The sequence below is a fragment of the Kribbella sp. NPDC058245 genome, assembly GCF_042882005.1.
Taxonomy (GTDB): domain Bacteria; phylum Actinomycetota; class Actinomycetes; order Propionibacteriales; family Kribbellaceae; genus Kribbella.
Map to the genome: position 1 here is coordinate 268,042 of NZ_JBHVWY010000005.1, position 24,789 is coordinate 292,830.

At 67.8% G+C, this 24,789-nt stretch carries 24 protein-coding genes; 17 read left to right on the forward strand and 7 right to left on the reverse strand.

Annotation, left to right across the window (positions count from 1 at the left end):
* Nucleotides 1-170: 170 nt before the first annotated feature.
* Together ACFVWG_RS13525 and ACFVWG_RS13530 are read right to left on the reverse strand one after the other, a co-directional pair.
* On the reverse strand, nucleotides 171-779 hold the full coding sequence (locus ACFVWG_RS13525; protein ID WP_391543526.1) for a ClpP family protease: 609 nt from the start codon (nucleotides 777-779) through the stop codon (nucleotides 171-173).
* On the reverse strand, nucleotides 776-1,372 hold the full coding sequence (locus ACFVWG_RS13530; protein ID WP_391543527.1) for a ClpP family protease: 597 nt from the start codon (nucleotides 1,370-1,372) through the stop codon (nucleotides 776-778). Before ACFVWG_RS13530 ends, ACFVWG_RS13525 begins: the two co-directional genes overlap by 4 nt.
* Nucleotides 1,373-1,470: 98 nt before the next feature.
* On the opposite strand from ACFVWG_RS13530, the gene ACFVWG_RS13535 reads away from it, so the two are divergent.
* The 3 genes from ACFVWG_RS13535 to ACFVWG_RS13545 all read left to right on the forward strand — a co-directional run bounded on the left by ACFVWG_RS13535 (nucleotide 1,471) and on the right by ACFVWG_RS13545 (nucleotide 5,054).
* Nucleotides 1,471-1,848 (forward strand): hypothetical protein, encoded by a 378-nt coding sequence (locus ACFVWG_RS13535; RefSeq protein WP_391543528.1) that lies wholly within the window; start codon nucleotides 1,471-1,473, stop codon nucleotides 1,846-1,848.
* A gap of 61 nt (nucleotides 1,849-1,909) precedes the next feature.
* Complete coding sequence (pcrA, locus tag ACFVWG_RS13540; protein WP_391543529.1) at nucleotides 1,910-4,237, forward strand: DNA helicase PcrA; 2,328 nt, start codon at nucleotides 1,910-1,912, stop codon at nucleotides 4,235-4,237.
* 253 nt (nucleotides 4,238-4,490) lie between these two features.
* On the forward strand, nucleotides 4,491-5,054 hold the full coding sequence (locus tag ACFVWG_RS13545) for a hypothetical protein (protein WP_391543530.1): 564 nt from the start codon (nucleotides 4,491-4,493) through the stop codon (nucleotides 5,052-5,054).
* A 4-nt stretch (nucleotides 5,055-5,058) separates the two neighbouring features.
* Here the strand turns inward: ACFVWG_RS13545 and ACFVWG_RS13550 are convergent, their stop codons facing one another.
* The 3 genes from ACFVWG_RS13550 to ACFVWG_RS13560 form a co-directional block, all read right to left on the reverse strand.
* Nucleotides 5,059-6,330 carry a lanthionine synthetase LanC family protein gene (locus ACFVWG_RS13550; protein ID WP_391543531.1) on the reverse strand — a complete coding sequence of 424 codons (1,272 nt, stop codon included), beginning with the start codon at nucleotides 6,328-6,330 and terminating at the stop codon, nucleotides 5,059-5,061.
* Nucleotides 6,331-6,346: 16 nt separating this feature from the next.
* A complete protein-coding gene (locus tag ACFVWG_RS13555; RefSeq protein ID WP_391543532.1) occupies nucleotides 6,347-7,228 on the reverse strand; it encodes a M23 family metallopeptidase in 882 nt (293 codons plus the stop codon).
* A gap of 220 nt (nucleotides 7,229-7,448) precedes the next feature.
* Complete coding sequence (locus ACFVWG_RS13560) at nucleotides 7,449-8,300, reverse strand: esterase/lipase family protein (RefSeq protein WP_391543533.1); 852 nt, start codon at nucleotides 8,298-8,300, stop codon at nucleotides 7,449-7,451.
* A gap of 178 nt (nucleotides 8,301-8,478) precedes the next feature.
* On the opposite strand from ACFVWG_RS13560, the gene ACFVWG_RS13565 reads away from it, so the two are divergent.
* The 5 genes from ACFVWG_RS13565 (at nucleotide 8,479) to ACFVWG_RS13585 (ending at nucleotide 13,495) form a co-directional block, all read left to right on the forward strand.
* Nucleotides 8,479-8,898, forward strand: a complete 420-nt coding sequence (locus ACFVWG_RS13565; RefSeq protein ID WP_132409647.1) for a cobalamin B12-binding domain-containing protein — start codon at nucleotides 8,479-8,481, stop codon at nucleotides 8,896-8,898.
* Between the two features lie 240 nt (nucleotides 8,899-9,138).
* Nucleotides 9,139-10,461: an ABC transporter substrate-binding protein gene (locus ACFVWG_RS13570; RefSeq protein WP_391543534.1), complete on the forward strand. Its 1,323-nt coding sequence runs from the start codon at nucleotides 9,139-9,141 to the stop codon at nucleotides 10,459-10,461.
* A gap of 97 nt (nucleotides 10,462-10,558) precedes the next feature.
* Nucleotides 10,559-11,608 carry a carbohydrate ABC transporter permease gene (locus ACFVWG_RS13575; RefSeq protein WP_391543535.1) on the forward strand — a complete coding sequence of 350 codons (1,050 nt, stop codon included), beginning with the start codon at nucleotides 10,559-10,561 and terminating at the stop codon, nucleotides 11,606-11,608.
* The gene (locus tag ACFVWG_RS13580; protein ID WP_391543536.1) at nucleotides 11,608-12,453 is read left to right on the forward strand and encodes a carbohydrate ABC transporter permease; all 846 of its coding nucleotides are present in this window, start codon (nucleotides 11,608-11,610) and stop codon (nucleotides 12,451-12,453) included. Before ACFVWG_RS13575 ends, ACFVWG_RS13580 begins: the two co-directional genes overlap by 1 nt.
* Nucleotides 12,454-12,769: 316 nt before the next feature.
* Entirely contained in the window at nucleotides 12,770-13,495 is a 726-nt protein-coding gene (locus ACFVWG_RS13585) for a polysaccharide deacetylase family protein (RefSeq protein WP_391543537.1), read from the forward strand.
* Nucleotides 13,496-13,537: 42 nt separating this feature from the next.
* On the opposite strand, the gene ACFVWG_RS13590 is transcribed toward ACFVWG_RS13585, so the two are convergent.
* Nucleotides 13,538-15,172 (reverse strand): glycoside hydrolase family 13 protein, encoded by a 1,635-nt coding sequence (locus tag ACFVWG_RS13590; protein WP_391543538.1) that lies wholly within the window; start codon nucleotides 15,170-15,172, stop codon nucleotides 13,538-13,540.
* 196 nt (nucleotides 15,173-15,368) lie between these two features.
* On the opposite strand from ACFVWG_RS13590, the gene sucC reads away from it, so the two are divergent.
* Together sucC and sucD are read left to right on the forward strand one after the other, a co-directional pair.
* Complete coding sequence (gene sucC / locus ACFVWG_RS13595; protein WP_391543539.1) at nucleotides 15,369-16,544, forward strand: ADP-forming succinate--CoA ligase subunit beta; 1,176 nt, start codon at nucleotides 15,369-15,371, stop codon at nucleotides 16,542-16,544.
* A gap of 12 nt (nucleotides 16,545-16,556) precedes the next feature.
* Nucleotides 16,557-17,447, forward strand: coding sequence for a succinate--CoA ligase subunit alpha (gene sucD, locus ACFVWG_RS13600; protein WP_391543540.1), 891 nt, complete (start codon nucleotides 16,557-16,559; stop codon nucleotides 17,445-17,447).
* A gap of 55 nt (nucleotides 17,448-17,502) precedes the next feature.
* On the opposite strand, the gene ACFVWG_RS13605 is transcribed toward sucD, so the two are convergent.
* On the reverse strand, nucleotides 17,503-18,840 hold the full coding sequence (locus ACFVWG_RS13605) for a hypothetical protein (protein ID WP_391543541.1): 1,338 nt from the start codon (nucleotides 18,838-18,840) through the stop codon (nucleotides 17,503-17,505).
* Nucleotides 18,841-19,015: 175 nt separating this feature from the next.
* Between ACFVWG_RS13605 and ACFVWG_RS13610 the strand changes: the two genes are divergently transcribed.
* The 7 genes from ACFVWG_RS13610 (at nucleotide 19,016) to ACFVWG_RS13640 (ending at nucleotide 24,780) form a co-directional block, all read left to right on the forward strand.
* Complete coding sequence (locus ACFVWG_RS13610) at nucleotides 19,016-20,266, forward strand: DUF6350 family protein (RefSeq protein ID WP_391543542.1); 1,251 nt, start codon at nucleotides 19,016-19,018, stop codon at nucleotides 20,264-20,266.
* A 10-nt stretch (nucleotides 20,267-20,276) separates the two neighbouring features.
* On the forward strand, nucleotides 20,277-20,909 hold the full coding sequence (purN, locus tag ACFVWG_RS13615; protein ID WP_391543543.1) for a phosphoribosylglycinamide formyltransferase: 633 nt from the start codon (nucleotides 20,277-20,279) through the stop codon (nucleotides 20,907-20,909).
* Nucleotides 20,906-22,465: a bifunctional phosphoribosylaminoimidazolecarboxamide formyltransferase/IMP cyclohydrolase gene (gene purH, locus ACFVWG_RS13620; protein ID WP_391543544.1), complete on the forward strand. Its 1,560-nt coding sequence runs from the start codon at nucleotides 20,906-20,908 to the stop codon at nucleotides 22,463-22,465. Before purN ends, purH begins: the two co-directional genes overlap by 4 nt.
* A 54-nt stretch (nucleotides 22,466-22,519) precedes the next feature.
* Nucleotides 22,520-22,909: a hypothetical protein gene (locus tag ACFVWG_RS13625; protein ID WP_391543545.1), complete on the forward strand. Its 390-nt coding sequence runs from the start codon at nucleotides 22,520-22,522 to the stop codon at nucleotides 22,907-22,909.
* A gap of 738 nt (nucleotides 22,910-23,647) precedes the next feature.
* Nucleotides 23,648-24,010: an RNHCP domain-containing protein gene (locus tag ACFVWG_RS13630; RefSeq protein ID WP_391543546.1), complete on the forward strand. Its 363-nt coding sequence runs from the start codon at nucleotides 23,648-23,650 to the stop codon at nucleotides 24,008-24,010.
* Between the two features lie 76 nt (nucleotides 24,011-24,086).
* Nucleotides 24,087-24,479, forward strand: a complete 393-nt coding sequence (locus tag ACFVWG_RS13635) for a hypothetical protein (RefSeq protein WP_391543547.1) — start codon at nucleotides 24,087-24,089, stop codon at nucleotides 24,477-24,479.
* Nucleotides 24,480-24,483: 4 nt separating this feature from the next.
* Nucleotides 24,484-24,780 carry a chorismate mutase gene (locus ACFVWG_RS13640; protein ID WP_391543548.1) on the forward strand — a complete coding sequence of 99 codons (297 nt, stop codon included), beginning with the start codon at nucleotides 24,484-24,486 and terminating at the stop codon, nucleotides 24,778-24,780.
* The last annotated feature ends 9 nt before the right edge of the window (nucleotides 24,781-24,789 follow it).

Sequence of the window (24,789 nt, forward strand, 5' to 3'; positions counted from 1 at the left end):
GGGGGGGAAAAGAGGGAGGGAGGGGGGGGGGGGGGGGGGGGGGGGGGGGGGGGGGGTTGGGGGGGGGGGGGGGGGGGGGGGGGTGGGGGGGGGGGGGGGCGGACCACCCCCACCACGCCGCGGTGGCTGACCGCATCCTCGCTGCAGCAGGCTAGTCTTGCTGCGGCTGGCTAGCTCAGCACCGGCACGGCCACGCGCTCCTGCACCACGCGGTCGACGATGCCGTACTCACGAGCCTCCTCAGCCGTCAGCACGTGGTCCCGGTCGGTGTCGTGCCGCAGCTGCTCAATGGACTGCCCGGTGTGCTCCGCCAGGATCGACTCGACCTGCGCACGGACGCGGACCACCTCGTCCGCCTGCAGGATCAGATCGGGAATGGTGCCCCGACCGCTCGCCGCCGGCTGGTGCAGTACGACGCGTGCGTGCGGCAGCACCGAACGCCGTCCGGGCGCACCGGCCGCCAGGAGAACCGCACCGGCCGCAATCGCCTGTCCGACACAGAAGGTCGCCACGGGTGCCGAGATGAGCCGCATGGTGTCGTAGATCGCCAGAGCGGCCGTGGTGTCGCCACCCTCGCAGTTGATGTAGAGGTTGATCTCCCGCTCGTTGTTGTCGTACTCGAGGTGCAGCAACTGTGCGATCAACGCGTTGGCCACGCCGGCGTCGATCGCCGTACCGAGGTAGATGATCCGCTCGGACAGCAGGTGCGAGTACACGTCCATGACGCGCTCACCGCGCGGAGACTGGGCAATGACATTGGGAATCATGTAAGAGCTCATGCTGCTGCCTTCTCTAGCGGCATCACCTGGTCGAACGACGAGACGATGTGGTCGATGAAGCCGTACTCGCGGGCCTCGTCCGCGGTGTACCAGTGGTCGTGCAGCGAGTCCTCGTGCACGGTCTCGAGGGGCTGACCGGTGTCCTCGGCGATGGCCGTCAGGAAGGTGTCGCGAAGCTGCCGCAGGTCGTTGGCCTGGATCTCGATCTCCACCGCGGACCCACCGATGCCGGCCGAGCCCTGGTGCATCAGGATCCGCGCATTGCGCAGTGCGAACCGTTTGCCCGGCGTACCGGCCGACAGCAGGAACTGGCCGGCACTACAGGCCAGTCCGATCGCCAGCGTGGACACGTCACACGGCACCAGCCGCATCACGTCCCGGATGGCCAGCATGGACGGCACCGACCCACCGGGTGAGTGGATCCACAGTGCGATGTCGCGGTCGGGGTCGTCGGCCGCCAGCGTCAGGATCTGGGTGACGAGCAACGTCCCGTTGTCGTCGTCGAGGACTCCGTCGAGTACGACGACGCGGCGGTCCAGGAGCCGCTGCCGGGCGGACGGATTGAACAGCGGTGGTTTGGTGTCATCTGCCATGTCTCCACTGTGGGCGCGCGACACCGCCGTTCCCCAGTTTTTCTGCTGACGGCAAGTCTGCTGAGAGCCGACAAGATGCTGTGGCAGGCTCCTCGACTGTGAATCTGAGCGATACCGCAATCCTGGTCGCGGACGATCTGTCCGACTCCGAACGCACCCTGCTGGAGCGCACGGCCACCCCGGCCGCCACCCTGCTCGGCGCGGTCTCGATGATCCTCCGTACGACGCTCTTCGCCGAGGACCCGGCCGCCTGGGTCGACATGTGGCAGGCCCGCCCGGACTTCGCCCGGATCGAGTGGCTCGACGGCCCCGAGCTGGCCGACGTCGTCGCCCTGCTGGTCGCCAAGGACTACGAGGGCCAGATCGAAGGCGTCCCCGGCCTCCGCATCGGCTCCTGCAACGACCACACCGCCAAGATGCACTGGCTGGGTTCCGCCGTACCGGTCGAGCTCCAGCTCACCCGCCAGCTGTCCTAGCCAGGGCGCGATCGAACCTGTTTTCGGTAACTGTCGGCGGGTGCGCCTATGGTGTTCGGTGATGACTACGCTCTTCTCGCCTGACGAACTGCCGGTGCCGCTCGAGGAGCCGAAGAAGCACCGGACCGACCCCGACGCGTTGCTGGACGGGCTCAACCCGCAGCAGCGGGCTGCCGTCGTGCACGCGGGTAAACCGCTGCTCGTGGTGGCCGGTGCCGGGTCGGGGAAGACACGCGTGCTGACCCGGCGGATCGCGTACCTGCTGGGGGCGCGGGACGCGCACCCGGGGTCGATCCTGGCGATCACGTTCACCAACAAGGCGGCGGCCGAGATGCGCGAGCGGGTCGTCGACCTGGTCGGTCCGCGGGCGAAGCTGATGTGGGTCTCGACCTTCCACTCGTCGTGTGTGCGGATCCTGCGCCGCGACATCAAGAAGTTCGGGATCAACCCGACCTTCTCGATCTACGACGCCACCGACTCGCGCCGGCTGATGACGCTGGTCTGCCGCGAGCTCGACCTGGACGTCAAGCGCTACAACCCGCGCGCGGTGCTGAACTGGATCAGCACCCAGAAGAACGAGCTGGTCGATCACGAGACGGCCGCGGCGAAGACCGAGAACCATCTCGAGGAGACCTACGCCGAGTGCTACCGGGTCTACCAGGAGCGGCTGGCCCAGGCGAACGCGCTGGACTTCGACGACCTGCTGATGACCACGGTCAACCTGCTGCAGGCGTTCCCCGAGGTCCGGGAGTACTACCGCCGCCGCTTCCGCCACGTGATGGTCGACGAGTACCAGGACACCAACCACGCGCAGTACACCCTGATCCGTGAGCTCTGCGGTGAGGACTCGCCGGGCGCGAGCGGGCCGACCAGCCCGCCGGCCGAGCTGATGGTCGTGGGCGACTCCGACCAGTCGATCTACGCGTTCCGTGGGGCGACGATCCGCAACATCCTCGCCTTCGAGGAGGACTTCGCCGGCGCCGAGACGATCCTGCTCGAGCAGAACTACCGCTCCACCCAGACCATCCTGAGCGCGGCGAACGCGGTGATCAGCCGCAACGAGGGCCGGATGGCGAAGAACCTCTGGTCCGACCAGGGGCAGGGCGAGCAGATCGCGGTCTACGTCGCGGACAACGAGCACGACGAGGCCCAGTTCGTCGCCGACGAGATCGACCGGCTCGCGGACGCGGACAAGGTGAAGCCGTCCGACGTCGCGGTCTTCTACCGGACCAACGCGCAGTCGCGGGTCTTCGAAGAGGTCTTCATCCGGACCGGCCATCCGTACAAGGTGGTCGGTGGCGTCCGGTTCTACGAGCGCAAGGAGGTCCGCGACGCGCTCGCGTACCTGCGGGTGCTGGTGAACCCGGAGGACACCGTCTCGCTGCGCCGGATCATGAACGAGCCCAAGCGCGGGATCGGCGAGCGGGCCGAGGCCGCGATCGAGGCGCTGGCCCAGCGGGACCGGATCTCGTTCGCGGCCGCGATGCGCCGGGCGGGCGACGCACCGGCGATGGCGTCGCGCTCGGCGAACGCCGTACAGGGGTTTGTGGACATCCTCGACGACCTGACCGCGATGGTCGACTCGGGTGCGCCGCCGGACGACATCCTGGACAGCGCACTGCACCGGTCGTCGTACTACGAGACGTTGCAGAAGTCGCCGGATCCGCAGGACGAGACCCGGCTGGAGAACCTGGACGAGTTCATCGCGGTGGCGCGGGAGTTCGTCGAGGAGCGGACCGCGGCCGGTGAGCCGGCCGATCTGCAGGCGTTCCTGGAGCGGGTCGCGCTGGTCGCCGACGCGGACCAGATCCCGGATGCGGCCGACGACGGTGGCGTGGTCACGCTGATGACGCTGCACACCGCGAAGGGCCTGGAGTTCCCGGTCGTGTTCCTGACCGGCATGGAGGACGGCGTCTTCCCGCACTCGCGGTCGCTGACCGATCTGAAGGAGCTCGAGGAGGAGCGCCGGCTCGCCTATGTCGGCATCACCCGGGCCCGGCAGCGGCTGGCGATCTCGCGGGCCGCGGTGCGGTCTGCGTTCGGCGCCCCGCAGCACAACCCGCCGTCCCGGTTCCTCGAGGAGATCCCGTCCGAGCTGCTCGACTGGCGCCGGGACGAGTCCGCGATCACCCGCTGGTCCGGCACCGGTACGTCGTCCGGCGGTGGCGGCGGCGGCATTCCGAGCCGCTACGAGACGTCACGCCGGAGCTCGTCGGACAAGCCGGTGATCAACCTCAACCCGGGCGATCGCGTCGTCCACGACAGCTTCGGAATGGGTACCGTCGTGGTCGTCCGTGGCGAGGGTCAGCAGGCGCAGGCCGATATCGATTTCGGCTCCGAAGGCGTGAAGCGCCTCCTGCTGCGGTATGCACCGGTAGAAAAGATCTAGAGGGGATGCGACGCCCCCACGCCTACTGCGCGGCACTCAGCACGGCACCTCGCCGCACTGGCACGAAGGACAAGATGCTCCGCATCGTGCCCTCCGCTCCAGCACAGCGATGCACCGCACCGAGCACCTGCTCGCTACGGCGTGGAGGCGCCGCACCCCCTCTTGAACCAAGAAGTTCCGTAATCACCTTGTATCTGGGCCGGAGATTGAGACAATCGAGAATCTTCGGTCCACCTCCGAAAGCGCCCACCTGATGCCCAAGCCTGCCGCAGCGAGCCACCGCCGGATCATTCTGGCCGGGGCGAATCCTGGGCTGCGGCTGTTCGACGAGGCCGGCAAGGTGACGGCGTACGCGTCGATCTGGATGGTGGACTGGTCGATCCGCGGCGCCGGAACGGCTGTGGTGCTGTGGTTCGACGGCATTGTCCGGGTGGTCTCGGAGGACGTCGATCTCGCCGCCTGGCTGGAGCGGTACTTCGTCCGCTCGTTTCTCGAGGTGCAAGGTCTGCCCTGGCACGAGCCCGCGATCGAGCGTGATCTGGTCCAGGTCTCGATGAATCTCGCCGACGGCCTGAGCGCCAAGGCGGCCGATATTCAGATCGAAATGGGCGGCGTTCTCGATCGCCGCCTCTTTGCCACCGACAACTTTCAGCTTGCCGAAGGCAACCACAGTCTCAGCCTGGTGATCGCCCCGGTCCGCTCGGCCACCGTCTCCATCGGCGGCGCCTCCGTCCCCGGCTTCGTCCAGGTCGACGGCTCTCCCGAGAAGCCCGGCTCCTCCGCCTTCCTCACCACCGCCGAGGTCTGGCGCCGCTAACGCGTCACGGCAGGGCCCACCAGTTGTCCATCCGGGCGACGGTGGCGCCGGGGTTGTTGAAGCGGAAGAGGAACGTGGCGATGCCGGCCGCGCCTTGCATCCAGCCGACGCCGGGTGGGAGCAGCGGGTCGTCGTTCTTGTGCTCCAAGAAGCGCCAGTACGGCGAGCTGCCGGCGTTGGTGACCAAGGTGTCGGCCAGGTGAGTGGCGAACTCGAGGTCGGTCGGGTTGCCGGTGCGTTGGTAGCTCGTGAGGAACGCGTCGGCGACGCCGGCGGTGCCGCAGCAGCGGCCGTCGTTGTCCCAGAAGCCGGGGTGAAGTCGGTTCGGGATGCCGGAGTGCTGAACAGCGTCTAGGAGGCGACGGCGCCAGGTGGCCGACGAGACACCAGCCACGGCATCCACTCCGGCGTACTCGAGCGCGTCGAAGAGGAGCGCCGTACCGGGGCCGCCGTGGCACCAGTTGTAGGTGTACTCGTCGCCGTGGCGCTCGGCCCACGGGATGACGCGAGGGAGGCGGAAGCCCCGGTCGCCGTTGATGCCGAGCGTGACCAGGTGCTCGGCGCCCAGCTGACCGGCCTCGACCAGCTCGGGCCGGCCGAGCTCGGCGCCGGCCAGTGCGAGTACGGCGGCGATGCCGGCCAGGCCGTGGCTCAAGTTCGGCATCTCCAGCGGCGGCTTGAGCAGGAAGCGGCGGGGGATGAACAGCCAGTTCAGCCCAGCCTCGGTCTTCTCCTGCTCGGCCAGGAGATGCTCGATGGCCAACTCCGCCAACGGAAGCGCCGGTACGCCGTTCTGCTGGGCCCAGAGCGCCGCCAGGAGGACTCCGCCGGTACCCAGGGTGAGGTCGTTGCAGACGGCGCCTGGACGGTACGTGTCCTCGTCGTCCAGGAAGGACTCGTGCCAGCCGTCAGGAGTGGCGAGCTCCAGGGCACGCGCGACGGCCGCGTCCGTGCCGGGCTCGTGCAGAGCAGTCAGGACGCCGATCGAGCTGACGAGCCCGTCGAAGAAGGTGATCGAGGTTTCGGTGGGGATCGCGGTCCGGATCCGCTCGGCGATCCCGGCGGCGAGTTCACGCTCGGGAGCCGTCCACGGCCGGGTCAGCTCGATCTCGGCCAGCGCATAGGCCAACCCACCGATGCCGCTATGACTGCCGTCGAGATATTCAGCCGGCTTCTCGCCACCGGCAGACTCAGGGATCCAGGGGCCGTCGTCGTCCCACTGCACTTGCCCGAGCACCCAGGCCCAGGAAGCCTCCGCGAGGTCGCCGTATTCCAATTCCGGTTCAGGCCAATTACGGGTTCAGGCCGCAGTGGCTGCGGAGCCACGGCATCGGGTCGATCGGGTCGCCGCCGTCGGGACGGACTTCGAAGTGCAGGTGCGGGCCGGTGACGTTACCGGTCGCGCCGACCTTGCCGACCAGATCGCCGGCCATCACGGTCTCGCCGACCGAGACCAGGAACGCGGACATGTGGTTGTACCAGGTGACGGTGCCGTCGGCATGCCGGACCTGGACCTGACGGCCGTAGGGGCCGGCCCAGTCGGCGAAGATCACGACGCCGCGCATCACCGAGCGGATCGGCGTACCGACCGGGGCGGCGAAGTCGGTGCCGGTGTGGTTGCGGGCCCAGCGGCTGCCACCCTGACCGAAGGTCGCGGTGATGTGGTAGCCGGAGATCATCATCTCGCAGCGGTTCGCGGACTCACGCTGCTTCTGCTCTTCGGCGGCCTTCGCCTTGGCCAGGGCACTGGCACGGCTGACGGTGAGGGCGTTGGTCGCGGTCAGCTTCGCGGCGCGGGCCTTGGCCAGCGCGGCGGCGGCTGCTTGCTTCTTGTTCGTGTCCTGGCCGGCCAGGACGACCCGGGAGGAGTCACGGGTGGCGAGCTGACGTGCCTGGATGCGGGCAGTGGTGATGCCGGACAGCTGACCGCCGTCGAGGCTCGCCGCGGCAAGGTTCACCGCGGTGTTGGCCTGCGTGGGGGACGACAGGGCGCTGTGGCTGAAGCCTACGGCTCCGGCCGCCGCAGCGAGCGCTGCGGTCAATCCGACGATCTGGGTACTGCTGGGGGTGTTACGCCTGGCAACACGATGTTTGGCGCTGTGACGACTTGCGCCGGTCTTGCGCGCAGCGTTGCCGGGCGTGACGCGGTTGCCCGCGGCACGATGCTGGGACACAACGTGGCCTTCCGGTCACAGGGGAGGGGTTGGGGTGGTACTTGGCTCTGCAACCTTTCGCCCTCCTCGGGGGTTTATTCCCGGTGAGGACTTGAGCACGATAACGGAAGAGTCACGAGCCGACAAACCCTGCCACCCGGTTTTCGGCACCACCTTCACGAAACTTTTGCATGAGCCGCTGCACGTGCATCAGCCGCGTGAGCGCCGAAAGGCTGCCTGATCAGGCAGTTTGCGGTTGATCGTCGAGGTGGGCGAGCACTCCGGTGATCTCCCGAACTGTTTCTCCGTGGAACGGCAGCGAGAGGTGACCGACACCGTTGACCCGGATGTTGCGCGCGGTCAGGTCGGGATGCTGGAGCCGGGCCCGGCGCTGCGGCACGATCAGCTGGTCGACGTCGCTGTAGAACGCCACGAACCGCGTCGGTACGCCGGGAGCCGGCTCGGCGAGCTCTTCCATCAGATCGCTCTCCGGCCGCAGCTGCTTCACCAGCGGCCACGGCAGCAGCCGAGCCGCGACCGTCCCCTGGTGTGGTGTCCCCAGCGTCACGCAGGTGTGGACGCGCTCGTGCCCACCGAGCTTCTGGATGTAGTACCGAGCGATCAGTCCGCCCAGGCTGTGGCCGACCACGTGGATCTGATCTGAGCCTGACGACTCGCAGATCGCCTCGATCTCGGCTCCCATCCGTTCCGCCGTACGACGGACGTCCAGCGTCAGTGGTGAGTACGAGAACGTGTGGATGCTGCTGAACCCGCGGCGCGCGAGCTGCCGGCGCATCAACGCGAAGATCGTGTGGTTGTCGATGATCCCGTGGGCCAGCAGGATCGGCGTACCGGCCGCGCGGACGTCGTTGACCAGCAGACTGCGCTGAGCCGGGGTCAGCCCGGTCAGGGAGAGCCGCTGGGCGCTCGAACCGGAGCCGCCGAGCAGGCCGAGTGGATACATCGCGAGATGGGTGGTCATCCATCCGATCTCCACGGCTGCACCCTGCAGAACCCGTGGCGAGATCGCGGAGCGCGCGCCGTACCGGAGACCGTCCAGTGCGCCTCGTACTTCGTCCTGCCAAGAAGTCATCTGCGGCTCCTCACAGCAAACCAGACCCCCCGGTGGTCCGATCTCTCTTTCACGGTAACCGGTTCCCCGTCACCGTGTCGGGGAACACACGGTTCCGTGTCTTATCCGTGAGATCGCCGCCGGGTAGCCTGCAAATCTGGACGCAACGCTGCGCTCCAGTACTGAAAGGCGCCTGAGCATGCCCTCCACCTCGACCCTGCGTGTCGTCGTCGCCAAGCCCGGCCTGGACGGCCATGACCGGGGCGCGAAGGTGGTCGCCCGCGCGCTGCGGGATGCCGGCATGGAGGTCATCTACACCGGCCTGCACCAGACCCCGGAGCAGATCGTCGAGACCGCGATCGCCGAGGACGCCGACGCGATCGGCCTGTCCGTCCTGTCCGGCGCGCACATGACCCTGTTCAAGCGGGTCCGCGAGCTGCTCACCGAGCGCGAGGCCGACGACATCGTGGTCTTCGGCGGCGGCATCATCCCGGACGCGGACCTGCAGCCGCTGGCCGAGCTCGGCGTCCACAAGATCTTCACCCCGGGCGCCACCACCACCGAGATCGTCGAGTGGGTGCGCGGTCATGTGGGTGACGCGTCAGCCTCACCGGCCTAGTTACTAATCGGTAATACCGAATCGTTAAGAAACACCTGGTTGTGCGGGCTTCCGAATCGCGGTCGCATACAGGCATGCGATAAGTCCGGACAACGGCGCCGAGCGGTAGGTGTGGCTCAGGACACACGGTCACCCCCGTCTTCGGTTACTGTCCGGAAGGGCGGCGGCACAGTGCGGTGGGGGCCTGGGCGTCGCTTGCGCAGGGACGATGCGATTCCCATCGGGAGAGGGCAGGTAACGATGAGGTTTGAACGATCACACACCCGCAAGGCGGTCGCTCTGGCCGTGGTGAGCAGCCTGGTGTTGTTCACGGCGGCGTGTGGCGGCGGAGATGACGGGAGCAGTGGCACCAAGCCATCGGCCGGGGGTGCGCTCGAGGGCCGCGGGCCGATCAAGTTTGCCACCGGCAAGGACACGTCCGGCAACCTCGGCAACCAGGTGAAGGCGTGGAACGCGCAGCACCCGGACGAGCAGGTCACGGTCACCGAGCTGCCGGAGTCGGCCGACCAGCAGCGCCAGCAGATGATCTCGAACGCCCAGATCAAGTCGACCGAGTTCAGCGTGCTGAACCTGGACGTCGTCTGGACGGCCGAGTTCGCGGCGAACCGCTGGATCACCCAGCTGCCCGAGGACCAGTTCCCGGACCTGGGCAAGTTGCTGCCGTCAACGGTTGCGACCGGCAAGTACCGCGACAAGCTGTACGCCGTACCGGTGACGTCGGACGGCGGATTGCTCTACTACCGCAAGGACCTGCTGGACAAGGCCGGCGTGAAGCCGCCGACGACGTGGCCCGAGATGGTCGCTGCCTGCGCGAAGGTGAAGGCGCTGCCGGAGGGCAAGGCCATCAACTGCTACGCGGGCCAGTTCGAGAAGTACGAAGGCCTGACGGTGAACTTCTCCGAGGCTGTCAACGGTGCCGGTGGTGTCGTCGTCGGTGACGACGGCAAGCCGAACGTGGACACCCCGGAGGCGCTGGCCGGTCTGACCGCACTGGTCGAGGGCTTCAAGACGGGCTTCATCCCGAAGGCCGCGATTACTTACCAGGAGGAGCCGAGCCGGCGCGCGTTCCAGGAAGGCAACCTGCTCTTCCTGCGCAACTGGCCGTATGTGTACGCGCTGGCGAACAAGACCGACGGTTCGTCGAAGATCGCCGGCAAGTTCGGTGTCGCGCCGCTGCCCGGTCTGAACGGTCCGGGCGTCTCGACGCTCGGTGGCCACAACTACGCGATCTCCGAGTTCACCCCGAACAAGGCGACCGCGGCCGACTTCATCAAGTTCATGTCGAGCGAGGAGCGCCAGAAGGCCAACGTCGAGAAGACGTCGCAGGCCCCGACCTGGGCGTCGCTGTACGACGACCCGGCGCTGAACAAGCAGTTCCCGTACCTGGCCCCGCTGAAGGCCTCGATCGGTTCGGCGAAGTCGCGGCCGCAGGTGGTCAAGTACGGCGACGTGACAACGGCGATCCAGGATGCGGCGTACAACGCGCTGAAGCCGAACGGCCCGGATCCGAAGACCACCCTGAAGGATCTGCAGACCAAGTTGAGTTCGCTCATCACTCAGTGACCCGAGTGCGGGGCCGGTGCGTGGCGTCGATCGCCACGGACCGGCCCCGCCCTGTCACCGCCCACGGATCGTGGGCGGAGAGAGTAGGAGGCATGAGGTGAGTGAATCCGCCTCGGCTGTTCCGCCGCCGGCCTCGAAACGACGCACGTCGTTCAACGAGGGCACCGGCCGGCTGGCCGCGCTGCTGTTGTCACCGACCCTGATCGTTCTGGTCCTGGTCATCGTCTACCCGATCATCTCGGCGCTGCGCGAGTCGCTGTACACCAGCGGCCAGCGGATCGACGCCGACGGTTTCGTCATCGAAGGGTCGCAGTTCGTCGGGCTGGACAACTTCGCCGCGATCTTCTCCGGCGAGACCGGCGACCGGTTCTGGAACGCGTTCTACAACACCACGTTCTTCACCGTCACCTGCGTGGTCCTCGAGACACTGCTCGGTGTCCTGATGGCCATGGTGATGCACAAGGCGTTCAAGGGCCGGGCGATCGTCCGGGCCAGCATCCTGATTCCGTGGGCGATCCCGACCGTGGTGTCGGCGTTGCTGTGGAAGTGGATCTTCCAGGCCGACGGTATTGCGAACACGGTCCTCGGTACGCAGATCCTGTGGTCCACCGAGGGCTGGCAGTCGGTGCTGTCGGTGATCATCGCCGACACCTGGAAGACCGCGCCGTTCATCGGGCTGCTGGTGCTGGCCGGTCTGCAGACCATTCCCGACGAGGTCTACGAGGCAGCGAAGGTCGACGGGGCGAGCCCGTGGAAGACCTTCACCCGGATCACGTTGCCGCTGGTGAAACCGGCACTGCTGGTGGCAGTGCTGTTCCGCATCCTCGACACGCTCCGCATCTTCGACCTGCCGTACGTGCTGGTCGGCCCGAACAAGCAGTCGGTCGAGACGTTGTCGATCCTCGCATTCCTCGAGGCGAACCAGACGCGGTACGGGCCGGCGGCCGCGTACGCGACGTTGCTGTTCATCTACATCGTGGTGGTCGCCTACGTGTTCGTGCGGCTGCTCGGCGCCGACGTGATCGGTGATGCCCGCGTGAACAAGCCAGGGAAGAACGGCAAGGGCGGCCGGCGCAACAAGGTCGGCGCAGGCGTTGCGGCCGGTACGGCGACCGCCAGCGCGACGGCCGGATCGGGAGGTATCTGATGGCAGTCATCGCAGCCGAAGCACCGTGGTACCGGCGGTGGTTGCCGCTGGTCGGCGTCGGCCTGATCGTCTTGTACTGCCTGGTGCCGTTCTACTGGATGATCGTGTCGGCGTTCCGCCGGCCGAGCGACCAGTTCGACAACTCGATCATTCCGTCGCGCTGGTCGATCGAGAACTTCACCGATGTGTTCAAGCCCGGCACGGGATTCGGCCGGGCGCTGCTGAACAGCCTGATCGTGGCCGGCACCGTGACGATCCTGACGCTGGTCATCGGGATGGTCGCGGCGTACACGCTGGCCCGGCTCGACTTCAAGTTCAAGAACTTCGTGCTGGCGATCATCATCACCACCTCGATGTTCCCCGGGATCTCGCTGGTGATCCCGCTGAAGAAGCTGTTCAGCGACATCTCGTGGATCAACACCTACCAGGCGATGATCGTGCCCAGCCTGTCGTTCGCCCTGCCCCTGGCCGTGTGGAACCTGACGGCGTTCTTCCGCCAGATGCCGCGCGAACTGGAGCAGGCGGCGATGGTCGACGGCTGTACGCCGGCTCAGGCCTTCCGCAAGGTGATCATCCCGCTGGCGGCTCCTGGTGTGTTCACGACCGCGATCATCACGTTCATCGCGGCCTGGAACGAGTTCCTGATCGCGGTCAGCATGGTGAACCGCAAGGAGATCCAGACCGCGAACGTCGTCATCGCCGCCTTCACCGGTACGTCGGGCCGTGACCAACCGTTCGGCAGTCAGATGGCCGCCGGCGTCGTCGTCACGATTCCGCTGGTGATCGCCGTACTGATCTTCCAGCGCCGCATCGTCGCCGGCCTGACAGCAGGCGGCGTGAAGTGAGCCCGGACCGCGACCGGGACCGCGAAGAGCGGGACCGGCGCGACCGGGAGGACCAGGACCGGCGCGACCGCGAAGAGCGTGACCGCCGGGACCGGGAGGATCGCGACCGCCGCGATCGCTAGCACAGCAAGGGCCGGAACCCAGCCAGGGTTCCGGCCCTCGCTGTTCCCCTGTGCCTCAGTCGCTCGTCTCAGTGAACTTTCTCGTGGGTGGCGGCGTCGATAGTGGCGACCGGAAACGCCGGTCGGACAACGGATCGGGGACGGCAATGAGGGGCAGGGTTGGGCTTCCGCTGGGGCTCGCGGTGGGTGCTGCGGTGGCGATCGTGTGTCTGCACTTCTCCGGACAGGTCGAGGCGGCCACTGCGGCTCAGTCGCAGCCGCCGGTAAGCGTCCCGGCCTCGACCGCCGCCAAGCCGGTCCCGCCCGAGTCCAAGCCGGTCCCGCCCGAGTCCAAGCCGACGTCGGCATCGACCTCGACCTCGACCTCGCCGGTCAAGGACGGTCGCGGCAAGGTTGTCTACCTGACGTTCGACGACGGACCGGATCCGCGCTGGACGCCGGAGGTGCTCGCGGTCCTGGCGAAGCACAACGCGCACGGAACGTTCTTCATGCTCGCGCAGAACGCGAACCCCCGTCCGGACCTCGTCGGCCAGGTACGTGCCGCAGGCAACAACATCGGCAACCACTCGGTCTCGCACCTGCAACTGACCAAGGCGTCGCCTGCCCAGTTGCACCACCAAGTGGCCGACGGTGTGCAGTCGAAGTGCTTCCGGCCGCCGTACGGCGCGACCAACGCCCGCGTCCACGCCGAGATCCGCAAGGACGGCATGCAGCAGGTCCTGTGGGACGTGGATCCCGAGGACTGGGCGCGCCCCGGTACGGCGACCATCGTCCAGCGCGTCCTGGCCGGCGCGAAGCCGGGCGCGATCATCCTGATGCACGACGGCGGCGGCAACCGCGCCCAAACGGTCGAGGCACTCGACCAGGTCCTGACAACCTTGACCGCCCGCGGCTACACCTACGCCACCCTCGACTGCTGACCGAGCAGCAGAGGCTGGCGTGGATGCGTACTCTTCCTCCGCTCAGCTGGTCAGCCAGGCGGTGGCGTCGGTCGGCAGGGTGTTGTCGATCAGCGGAGCACTGGTGAGCAGGAGCTCCTTGTACGGCGGGAGCGTGGCGGGCGCCGTACCGAGGTTGGTGACGCAGCGGAAGGCGCCACGGGTGAAGGAGAGGACGTCAGCAGGTGAGTCTGCGTCCCAGGTGAGGCGGCCTTCGCCCAGGTCTGGGTGAGTGCGGCGGATGCTCAGAGCGGCCTTGTAGAGAGCCAGGTGGCTGTCCGGGTCGCCCGTCTGGGCTTCTGCCGTCAGAGCTGCCCAGTCGGCCGGCTGCGGGAGCCAGGGCTGTCCGGTGCCCGGCCCGAACCCGTACGGCGGTTCTGTACCGGCCCACGGGATGGGCACGCGGCAGCCGTCACGCCCGCGTGCGGTGTGACCGGAGCGCTCCCAAACCGGGTCGTCGAGCACCTCCTCCGGCAGGTCCTCGACCTCAGGCAGTCCGAGCTCGTCACCCTGGTAGATGTACGCACCACCCGGCAGTGCGAGCTCCAGCAGCGCCGCAGCGCGGGCCCGGCGCAGACCGAGCGCCAGATCAGTCGGTACGACGCCTGCCCCCGCCAGCGCGTCTTGTAGGGCGCGGCCGTAGCGGGTGCGGTGGCGGATGGTGTCGTGGTTGCTCAGGACCCAGGTGGCGGGCGCACCGACGGCCCACAGGCTGCCGGTCGACCGGTCGATCACTTCACGCAGGTCCTTCGCGTCCCACGCAGCTCGCAGGGCGTCGAAGTTGAAGGCGGAGTGCAGCTCATGTGGTCGCACGTACTGCGCGAGCCGCTCCGGCGGCGAGAGCCACGCCTCGGCGACGAACACGCGCGGGCCTTGCGCCGTACCGGCGTACTCGTCGGCGATCGCGCGCCAACGCTCGTGGATCGTGTGCACGCCGGGCTGGTCGTAGAACGGGTTGCCGACGTACTTGTCGTGGGTCGGCTGACCGTCCTTCAGCGGTACGTCGGGCAGGGTCGCGTCCTTGGCCATCGAATCGGCCACGTCGATCCGGAAGCCGTCGATGCCGCGGTCGAACCAGAACCGCAGGATCGAGTCGAACTCCTCGATCACCTTCGGGTGGTCCCAGTTCCAGTCGGGCTGCGAGATGTCGAACATGTGCAGGTACCACTGACCATCGTCAATCTGCTGCCACGCGCCGCCGCCGAAAGCGGCCGGCCAGTTGGTCGGCGGCTGGCCGTCGACACCGTCGCGGAACCAGAACAGATCCCGCTCCGGGGAGCCCTTGCCGGCCGCGAGCGCCGCCTTGAACCATGGGTGCTCCCACGAGCAGTGGTTCGGGACCAGGTCGATCAGGATCCGCAGGCCGAGCGCGTGCGCCTCGGTGATCAGGGCATCGGCGTCGGCAAGCGTGCCGAAATCGGGATTGATGTCGCGGTAGTCGGAGACGTCGTACCCGCCGTCGAGCAGTGGGGAGGGGTACCAGGGGCTGATCCAGATCGCGTCCACGCCGAGGTCCGCGAGATAGGGCAGGCGGGCGCGGATGCCGTTCAGGTCACCGGTCCCGTCACCGTCCGCATCCGCGAACGACCGAGGGTAAACCTGGTAGACGACGGCACTACGCCACCAGTCGTCAGCTGGTCTGGTCGCTTGTTCAGTCATGACACCCACCCTCGCACGTGGGCGCACGTCGGCTGTGACGGTCGTCTCAGCGTGTACCCCGGCTGTCGCACCAGGTCAGAAGGTGGCTAGTCTCAGGCCGACGGAACGCGCCGGCGACCGTGCCCTCTGCACCGCAGCCTGCCGTGCCTAATCTGGACAACGCGGGACTCGAACAGGCGAGAGAGGGACCACAGTCGTGGACTTGATGGAGTACCAGGCGAAGACTGTCTTCGCCAAGCACGGTGTAGGGACGACGGTGGGTGAAGTCGTCACCACGCCCGAGGAAGCCCGCGCGGCGGCCGAGAAGCTCGGCGGCGGCACGGTGGTCGTGAAGGCCCAGGTGCTGACCGGCGGCCGCGGCAAGGCCGGCGGCGTCAAGCTGGCCGCCAACCCGGACGAGGCCGAAGAGCGCGCCCGGGAGATCCTTGGTCTGGACATCAAGGGTCACGTCGTCAAGATCCTGAACATCGTCCCGGCCGCGGCGATCGCCGAGGAGTACTACTTCTCCTTCCTGATCGACCGCGCCAACCGTAACTACCTCTGCATCGCCTCCGCCGCCGGCGGCATGGAGATCGAAGAGGTCGCGCACACCAACCCGGACGCGGTCGCCAAGATCTCGATCGACCCGGCCACCGGTGTCGACCTGGCCAAGGCCACCGAGATCGCGACCGAGGCCGGCTATCCGGCCGACATCATCGACGCGGTCGCGCCGGAGATCGTCAAGCTGTACGAGGTCTTCCTGAGCGAGGACGCGACGCTGGTCGAGGTCAACCCGCTGGTCAAGCTGAAGGACGGCCGCGTCGAGGCACTCGACGGCAAGGTCTCCCTGGACGAGAACGCGGAGTTCCGGCACCCGGAGTTCGCCGACTACGTCGACACCGCGGCGTCCGACCCGCTGGAGGCCGCGGCCAAGGCCAAGGGCCTCAACTACGTGAAGCTCGACGGCTCCGTCGGCATCATCGGTAACGGCGCCGGTCTGGTCATGTCGACCCTCGACGTCGTGGCTTACGCCGGTGAGGAGTTCGGCGGCGTCAAGCCGGCCAACTTCCTCGACATCGGTGGCGGCGCGTCCGCCGAGGTGATGGCGAACGGCCTGGAGATCATCATCTCCGACGCCCAGGTGAAGAGCGTCTTCGTCAACGTCTTCGGCGGCATCACCGCCTGTGACGCGGTCGCGAACGGCATCGTGCAGGCCTTCGAGCTGCTCGCCGCCCGCGGCGAGGCCGTCAGCAAGCCGCTGGTCGTCCGGCTGGACGGCAACAACGCCGAGGAGGGCCGCCGCATTCTCGACGAGGCAGGCCTCGCCGGTCTGGAGCGGGTCGACACGATGGACGGCGCCGCCAAGCGTGCCGCCGAGCTGGCTGCGAAGTAAGGGATCGCTGAAATGTCTATCTTCCTGACCAAGGACAGCAAGGTCATCGTCCAGGGCATGACCGGCTCGGAAGGCACCAAGCACACCACGCGGATGCTGGCGTCGGGCACGAACATCGTCGGCGGCGTGAACCCGCGCAAGGCGGGCACGAACGTCGACTTCGACGGTACGTCGGTCGCCGTGTTCGGCACCGTCGCGGATGCCGTCAAGGAGACCGGGGCGAACGTCTCGGTCATCTTCGTGCCGCCGAAGTTCACCAAGGACGCCGTACTGGAGGCCGTCGCGGCCGAGGTACCGCTCGTCGTGGTGATCACCGAGGGCGTCCCGGTGCACGACACCGCCGCCTTCTTCGCCGCCGCGCAGGCCTCCGGCACGACCCGGATCATCGGCCCGAACTGCCCCGGCATCATCACGCCGGGCGAGTCCAACGCCGGCATCATCCCGGCGAGCATCGCCGGGCCGGGGAGGATCGGTCTGGTCTCCAAGTCGGGCACGCTGACCTACCAGATGATGTACGAGCTGAGCGACTTCGGCTTCTCCACCGCCATCGGCATCGGCGGCGACCCCATCGTCGGTACGACGCACATCGACGCCCTGCAGGCGTTCCAGGACGACCCGGACACCGACGCCATCGTGATGATCGGCGAGATCGGTGGTGACGCCGAAGAGCGCGCCGCCGCCTTCATCAAGGAGAACGTCACCAAGCCGGTCGTCGGCTACGTGGCCGGCTTCACCGCGCCCGAGGGCAAGACCATGGGCCACGCCGGCGCCATCGTCTCCGGCTCCTCCGGCACCGCGGCCGCCAAGAAGGAGGCCCTCGAGGCCGTCGGCGTCAAGGTCGGCAAGACCCCGACCGAAACCGCCAACCTGATGCGCGAAATCATGAAGGACCTGACGAAGTAGTACTAACGCAAGGGCCCCGGAAACCGATGGTTTCCGGGGCCTTCGTGCGTTCGGCCTACTTGTAGGACTGGGAGCGTTCGGCGGCTCGGCGGAGGGTGTCCAGGAAGGCCGAGTCGGAGACGTCGAGGTTGGGGAGGACGGGGAAGTAGAGGTAGACGGCGCGGTTTTCGACGGCGGCGATGCCCATCCGGTACTTGGCCTTCTTGCCGCTGCCGGTGTCGAAGGTGGCTTCCCAGGCCTCGCCCTTGATCCCGTTCTTGGTGAGGATGCCGGAGGAGCTGACCTTGGCGGTGACTACGCGCTTCTGGCAGCCGTCGACGTTCTTGCGGACCAGGTTGACGTAGGCGGTGGCTGCATTGGCGGAGGAGAAGCGGGCGACGGTGTCGTCGAGGCCGAATTCGGTGGGTGTCTTGGCTTCGGGGGCCAGGTAGGTCTGGGTGGTGAACTTGGCCGCCTTGGCCTTCTTCGGGTCGGTCAGCTCGCACTGGGTGGTGTTGCCGACCTTGCCTGGCGTGCTGACCCACGGCTTGTCGACGGCGGCGATGATCGGCAGCTCGGCAGGCGCCATGAAGCCGGCCGGCTCGGAGGTGGGCAGCAGGCTGATCTTGGCGGCCGGAGTGCCGGAGCCGCAGCCGCCGGTCTGCGGGCAGATCTTCTGCAGCGCCGCGGCGGATGCGGCCAGGACGGCGTCCGGCTGCGGCGGTGTGGTGCCGTTGGTGTCGTGCTCGACCACCAGGGTGGCCTGGCCGGCCAGCGTGACCGAGACGGACCGCCAGCGCGTCTTGGGGCCGGTCGCCTGCCCGTAGACCGCGATCCAGCCCTTGTCGCCCATCCCGCTCAGCAGGTAGCTCGTGCTCAGCCGGGTCCGCTTCTCGGAGGCGCACTGGCTGAACCAGCCGACGATCGTGGCGTACGACTTCTCCGCGGCGGCCGCGTCGTTCGACACCTCGACGAACTGGACCGCCGAGTCCTTGGTGCTCGCGTTGGCGAACTTGCGCACCCAGGTGCGCAGACCGGACGGGTCGGCGAAGCGTTGCGACTGGCAGACGAACTCGTGGTCCTCGGCGGCGGCGCCGTCAGCGGTCTTGGTGACTGACCAAGTACCGGTCGAGCCGAGCGCCTTCGCGCCGGCCACGTCGAGCAGACCGGTGTCGTCGGCGAGCACCTTGGAGTCGGCCGACTTGTCGTCGCCCGGGCCCTTGCTGTTCTTCGGGTCGCCGGACGAGTCGTCGCCGCCGAACGCGTTGAGCGCGGCGATACCGCCGCCGCCGACCAGCACCACCACCGCCACACCGGCAGCGATCGTCTGGTTCCGCTTGCGCGCCTTCTCCCGGCGTGCTTCCCGGGCAGCGGCGCGACCGCCGCCACGTTGTGCGCGGTGGGAACCGGCCAAAGCTCGACCTCCTGAGTGATTCCACCCGACAGTACTGGGTGGACCCTGTTCGCCCACACTCAGCTACCCCCAGGTACCAGGCCGGGGACCGAGCGTTAGCAAGCGCGCTGAAGTCTCCCATATCCGGCGTGTCTGGCGAAGCGGTGTCCAGTAGCAGAGCGACGATGGGAGTCAGATGACCGACATGCTCAGCCGCCCGGGCGCCCCCGGCGGCGATTCTGCCCCTCCGCCCGGCCCTGTGGACGCCGTACCGACGAAGCCGGTGGTCGTGTCCGCAGTGCTCTCGGCGGGAGCATGCCTGCTCACCGGACTGCTCACCTGTACGGCGGTCGCCGTGATCGGCTGGTTGGCCGCGACCTTCGGTGGTGCCTCCGGAGCGATCCGCGCCGGCGCCTCCGCCTGGCTGGTGGCGCACAAGGCCGGTGTGACGCTCGGCACCGGCAGCATCACGATCGCACCGCTCGGTCTGACCCTGTTCTTCGCGTGGTGCCTCTACCGCGGCGGCAAGTCCGCGGCCCGCAGCAGTGCGGCGGACCAGACCAAGGACCTGATCCTGCTGTCCGGTGTGTACGCCGGTGTCTACGGCCTAGGCGGTCTGATCGTGGCCCTGCTCACGAGCGACGGCGCACTGCACGTCTCACCGCTCTCCGCGTTCCTCGGCACCGCCTCACTCGCTCTGGTCGCCGGAACGATCGGAGTACTGGTCGAGTCCGGTGCCGCGCACGACATCGCGGATGCGACTCCACCTGGGCTGCGCGACGCCGTACCGGCTGCTGCTGCCGCCGTACTGTCCGTCCTCGCCGTCGCCTCGGTCCTGTACGGCGTCCTGCTCGCCATCCACTTCTCTCGCGCCACTGCGATGCTGGAGCTGCTGGACGCCGGCGTGATCGGGTCGATCGTGCTGTTCGCGCTCTGCCTGATGCTGGTGCCGAACATGATCCTGTACGTCGTCTCCTTCCTCGCCGGACCGGGATTCCAGCTCGGCACCGGGACGACGATCGCCCCGACCGGCGTTGACGTCGGTAACCTGCCCGCGCTCCCGCTCCTGGCCGCCGTACCGGCAGACGGGTCCACTCCGACCTATCTGCTCGCGCTGACGGCTCTCGTGCCGCTGGGAGCCGGTGCGGTGGCCGGACTGGTCGTCGTACGGCGTGGGCGTGCGGAGCAGCACGCAGACGCGCTCGGCTGGGATGCGTTCGCGCTACGCGGCGCAATCGCCGCACTGCTCGCCGGAGTGGCGTTCTACATCCTGATGGCGCTGTCCGGTGGTGCTGCCGGGCCGGGGCGGATGGCGGCGGTCGGGATCCCGGCTGCGCTGCCGGCGGCCGGCGTACTGACAGCTGGGATGGCCATCGGCGCCGCGATCACCGCGGCCGTGGTGGCTGCCCGCAGACCGGCTGAACCGGAGCCTGAACCCGAGCGATAGGCTTCCCGGCGTGACAGACCCGGTTGCCCCCACCCCTGAGCCAGCTCGGCTCGTAGTGCTCGTGTCCGGCTCTGGGTCGAACCTGCAGGCTCTGCTGGACGCCTCCGCTGACCCGGCGTACGGCGCTCAGGTGGTGGCTGTCGGCGCTGACCGCGACGGCACCGTCGGGCTGGAGCGCGCCGAGGCCGCCGGAGTGCCGACGTTCGTGCACAAGGTCAAGGACCACGCCGAGCGGGCCGACTGGGACAAGGCGCTCACCGCGTCGGTGGCGCAGTACAAGCCTGACCTGGTCGTGTCGGCCGGGTTCCTGAAGCTGGTCGGGGACGACTTCCTGGCCGCGTTCGGCGACCGCTACATCAACACCCACAACGCGCTGCTGCCCGCGTTCCCCGGGATCCACGGGCCGCGGGACGCGCTCGCGTACGGCGTCAAGGTCGCCGGCGCCACCCTGTTCTTCGTCGACGGCGGCGTCGACACCGGCCCGATCATCGGGCAGGTCGTCGTACCGGTCGAGGACGACGACACCGAGGAAACCCTCACCGAGCGGATCAAGGAGGTCGAACGCCGCCAGCTGGTCGAGTGGGTCGGCCGCCTCGTCCGTCAGGGCTGGACCATCACCGGACGAAAGGTTCGACTGAAGTGAGCACCGACCGCAGGCCGATTCGCCGGGCGCTGATCAGCGTCTACGACAAGACCGGTCTGGAGGAGCTCGCTGCCGCGTTGCACACTGCCGGTGTCCAGCTGGTGTCGACCGGTTCCACTGCCGCTCGCATTGCCGCGGCGGGAGTACCAGTGACCAAGGTCGAGGAGCTGACCGGGTTCCCGGAGTGCCTCGACGGTCGCGTGAAGACGCTGCACCCGATGGTGCACGCCGGCATCCTGGCCGACCTGCGCAAGCCGGAGCACATCGAGCAGCTGAAGGAGATGCGGGTCGAGCCCTTCGACCTGGTCGTCAGCAACCTGTACCCGTTCACCGAGACGGTCGCCTCCGGCGCGTCGCCCGACGAGTGCGTCGAGCAGATCGACATTGGCGGTCCGTCGATGGTCCGCGCCGCCGCGAAGAACCACCCGAGCGTCGCGATCGTGACGTCCCCCGCGCAGTACGACCTGATCTACAGCGTGCTGGACGAGGGCGGCTTCTCGCTCGAGGAGCGCAAGAAGCTCGCCGCGGCCGCCTTCATCCACACGGCCGAGTACGACGTCGCGGTCGCGTCCTGGATGGGCAACGTGCTGACCGACACGAGCGAAGGCTCGGGCTTCCCGGGCTGGGTCGGCTCGGCCTGGGACAAGAAGGCCGTTCTGCGCTACGGCGAGAACCCGCACCAGCCGGCCGCGCTCTACGTCAACGGCCGCGGTGGGCTGGCCGCCGCCGAGCAGCTGCACGGCAAGGAGATGTCGTACAACAACTACGTCGACGCGGACGCTGCGCTCCGTACGGCGTATGACTTCGCCGAGCCGGCCGTCGCCATCATCAAACACGCGAACCCCTGCGGTATCGCGATCGGTACCGACATCGCCGAAGCCCACCGCCGCGCCCACGAGTGCGACCCGGTCTCGGCGTACGGCGGCGTCATCGCCACCAACCGTCCGGTCACCGTCGAACTCGCCAAGCAGGTCGCCGAGATCTTCACCGAGGTGCTGGTCGCTCCGGGGTTCGAGGACGGCGCCGTCGAGGTGCTGCAGGCCAAGAAGAACATCCGGCTCCTGGTCGCCGATAAGGTCTCCGCCTTCGACGACGTCGAGATGCGCGCCATCAGCGGCGGCCTGCTGTTGCAGCACAAAGACCGCTTCCAGGCTCCGGGAGACGACCCGTCCGCCTGGACGCTGGCAGCCGGCTCACCGGCTTCCCCTGAACTCCTGGCCGACCTCGCCTTCGCCTGGAAGGCGTGTCGCGCGGTCAAGTCCAACGCGATCTTGTTGGCCGCCGACGGCGCCTCGGTCGGCGTCGGCATGGGCCAGGTCAACCGCGTCGACTCCTGCCGCCTCGCCGTCTCCCGAGCCGGTGACCGCGCAGTCGGTTCAGTCGCCGCTTCCGACGCCTTCTTCCCCTTCCCCGACGGCCTCGAGGTCCTCATCGAGGGTGGCGTGAAGGCCGTCGTACAGCCGGGTGGTTCCATCCGCGACGACGCCGCGATCGAAGCCGCCACCAAGGCCGGCCTCACCATGTACTTCACCGGCACCCGCCACTTCTTCCACTAGTACGTCGTCAGTGCGCGGGGGACTGCATCAGCCCCCGCGCACTAGTCTTTTCGCATGGGCACCGAGGTAGTCCCGCTGAAGGTCGAGGACGAGACTCCGATCCCGCACGTCTGGCGGGGGACTCTGGTCGCGATCGTCGACTCCCTCATCCGCGGCGACACCCGTATCGGCCAGGGCATCGACAATGTCGAGCCTTTGTCCGAAGACGATTCGACCGCCTGCCGTGAGAACGTCGAGGCCTACGGCTCCGTCACGCTCATCCCACTGCCCGAGGGATCGTGGGACACGTCGGTCGCGAGCTGGTGGGATGGCAACCGCTGGGACTGTCTGGTCGACCTCTGGACCGCCGAGGAAGGCCGCAGCGACCTCGTCCTGCACGCCACGGTCTTCGAGGACCCCGAAGCCGGCTTCCGCATCCACCCCGGTCTCATCTACGTCCCGTAGCCGAGGGCCGGCGGCGGACCGCCATCACCCACCAACTCTGCGCCGACTCCCGGCCTCACGCTCACCACGCCGTTCCCGGACGGCTCACGAGCGGGTTGGTGGGTGATGCAGGTCCGCGGTCGCGCCCCGTTCGCGATCAGGCGCCGGTGTGGGGGAATGGCTGGGGCACGGAAATTTTGAGGGGATCTCCGTTCAATGTGCTGGTTCTCCCTTCAATATTTGAGGGGAGAACCGTCAACTTGAGCGGATAGCCAGCCAAATTCCGCAGCCCGGTGGACGCGACCGGACGGCTCAGGAGCGGGTGGGGTGACGCAGGTCCGGTCCAGCGCGGGCCGGTATTCGTTAACTCCGTTGACCGCCGACGGACTGCCTCCTACGTTGAAGGCTCCGTTCCGGAGCTGCCGAGGAGGTGACGTGACCCCTTGTCGCCGTACTGCGGCTGACGCTGTCTGACAGGGGACGACGCCGACGTCAGTGAGACTGGACGACACCTACCGGTGGCACGTGGGGGAACCTGCGTGACAGTGGCCGGGACAAAGAACACAACCCCGGCAGTGGTCCGGATTCAGGGATGGAAGACGCCCTGATGAAGCAGGAACCGGAAGTAATCGCTCGCCCCAGAGGCAGGCGGTGAATCGCGTCCCTCCCCAGTTCAAGCCTGAGACTCCTTGCTTACAAGGCAGCATCATGCCTTGCTCCGCAAGGAGGGGAACCAACGGAACCCTGCACCTCCGAGTCATGGACTTTCGACTCGCGAGGAGCAGCACCATCAGCAGATCCACCGAGAACACCGGGTTCACCTGTGCCCATTGCGGCGCCGAGGTCAGCCCGCTGGCCAACGGCAGCTACCGCAACCACTGCCCCGAATGCCTGTACTCCCTGCACGTGGATATCACCCCGGGAGACCGCGCAAACCCTTGTGGCGCTCGCATGCGCCCCGTCGCGCTCGAGCACCATCCCGCCAAGGGCTACATGCTCGTCCATCAATGCCTGTACTGCGGTTTTCGCCGTCGCAACCGAGTAGCCCAAGATCCCCACCAACCCGATAACCTCGACCAACTCCTCACCCTCATACCTGTCTGGAGCCCACGTGGACGTTGAAGGTTGTCTCGGCTGCGATGTCGTCTCCGGACGCCTGCCGGTTCCGGGCGGACTCCTTCATCAAACGGAGTCATGGGTGGTCAACCACGTGGTCGGTCCGATGAACCTCGGCACACTGGTACTGAGCCCGCGCGATCACGTGGTTGCCGTTGCCCAGTTGACGATTGAGGCTGCGAACGAGCTCGGCCCACTACTTCGTCGTACGGCGCAAGTCGTGGAATCCATCCTCGAACCCGAGCAGACCTACGTCAGCTCATGGGCTCACGGCGACAACGGTCGTAAGCACCTGCACATCGTCGTACAGCCGGTGACGAGCGCTGTGGTTGCCGAGTACGGCGGAGAGCGGTCGGAGCAACTCCAGGCGCTGATGCTGCGATCAGGCAACGAACCGGACCCGCGCGAGGTGGAGCAGTTCTGCCAAGTGGCTGCGCGGCACTTCGACGTACCGGCGGGGGATGCGCCACAGTAGAGACGTGACTGACCAGGACGCCCAGACCGAACTCACCCGCCTGCGCGGCACGATCGACAACATCGACGCCGCCCTCGTGCACCTGCTCGCCGAGCGGTTCAAGTGCACGCAGCAGGTGGGTGAGCTCAAAGCGCGCAGCAGCCTGCCGCCGGCCGACAAGGACCGCGAAGAGCGGCAGATCACCCGCCTCCGCTCCCTTGCCGTCGACGCCGGCCTGGACCCGGTCTTCGCGGAGAAGTTCCTCAACTTCATCATCGCCGAGGTCATCCACCACCACGAACGCATAGCGGAAGGCAAGTGACCGGCGGCC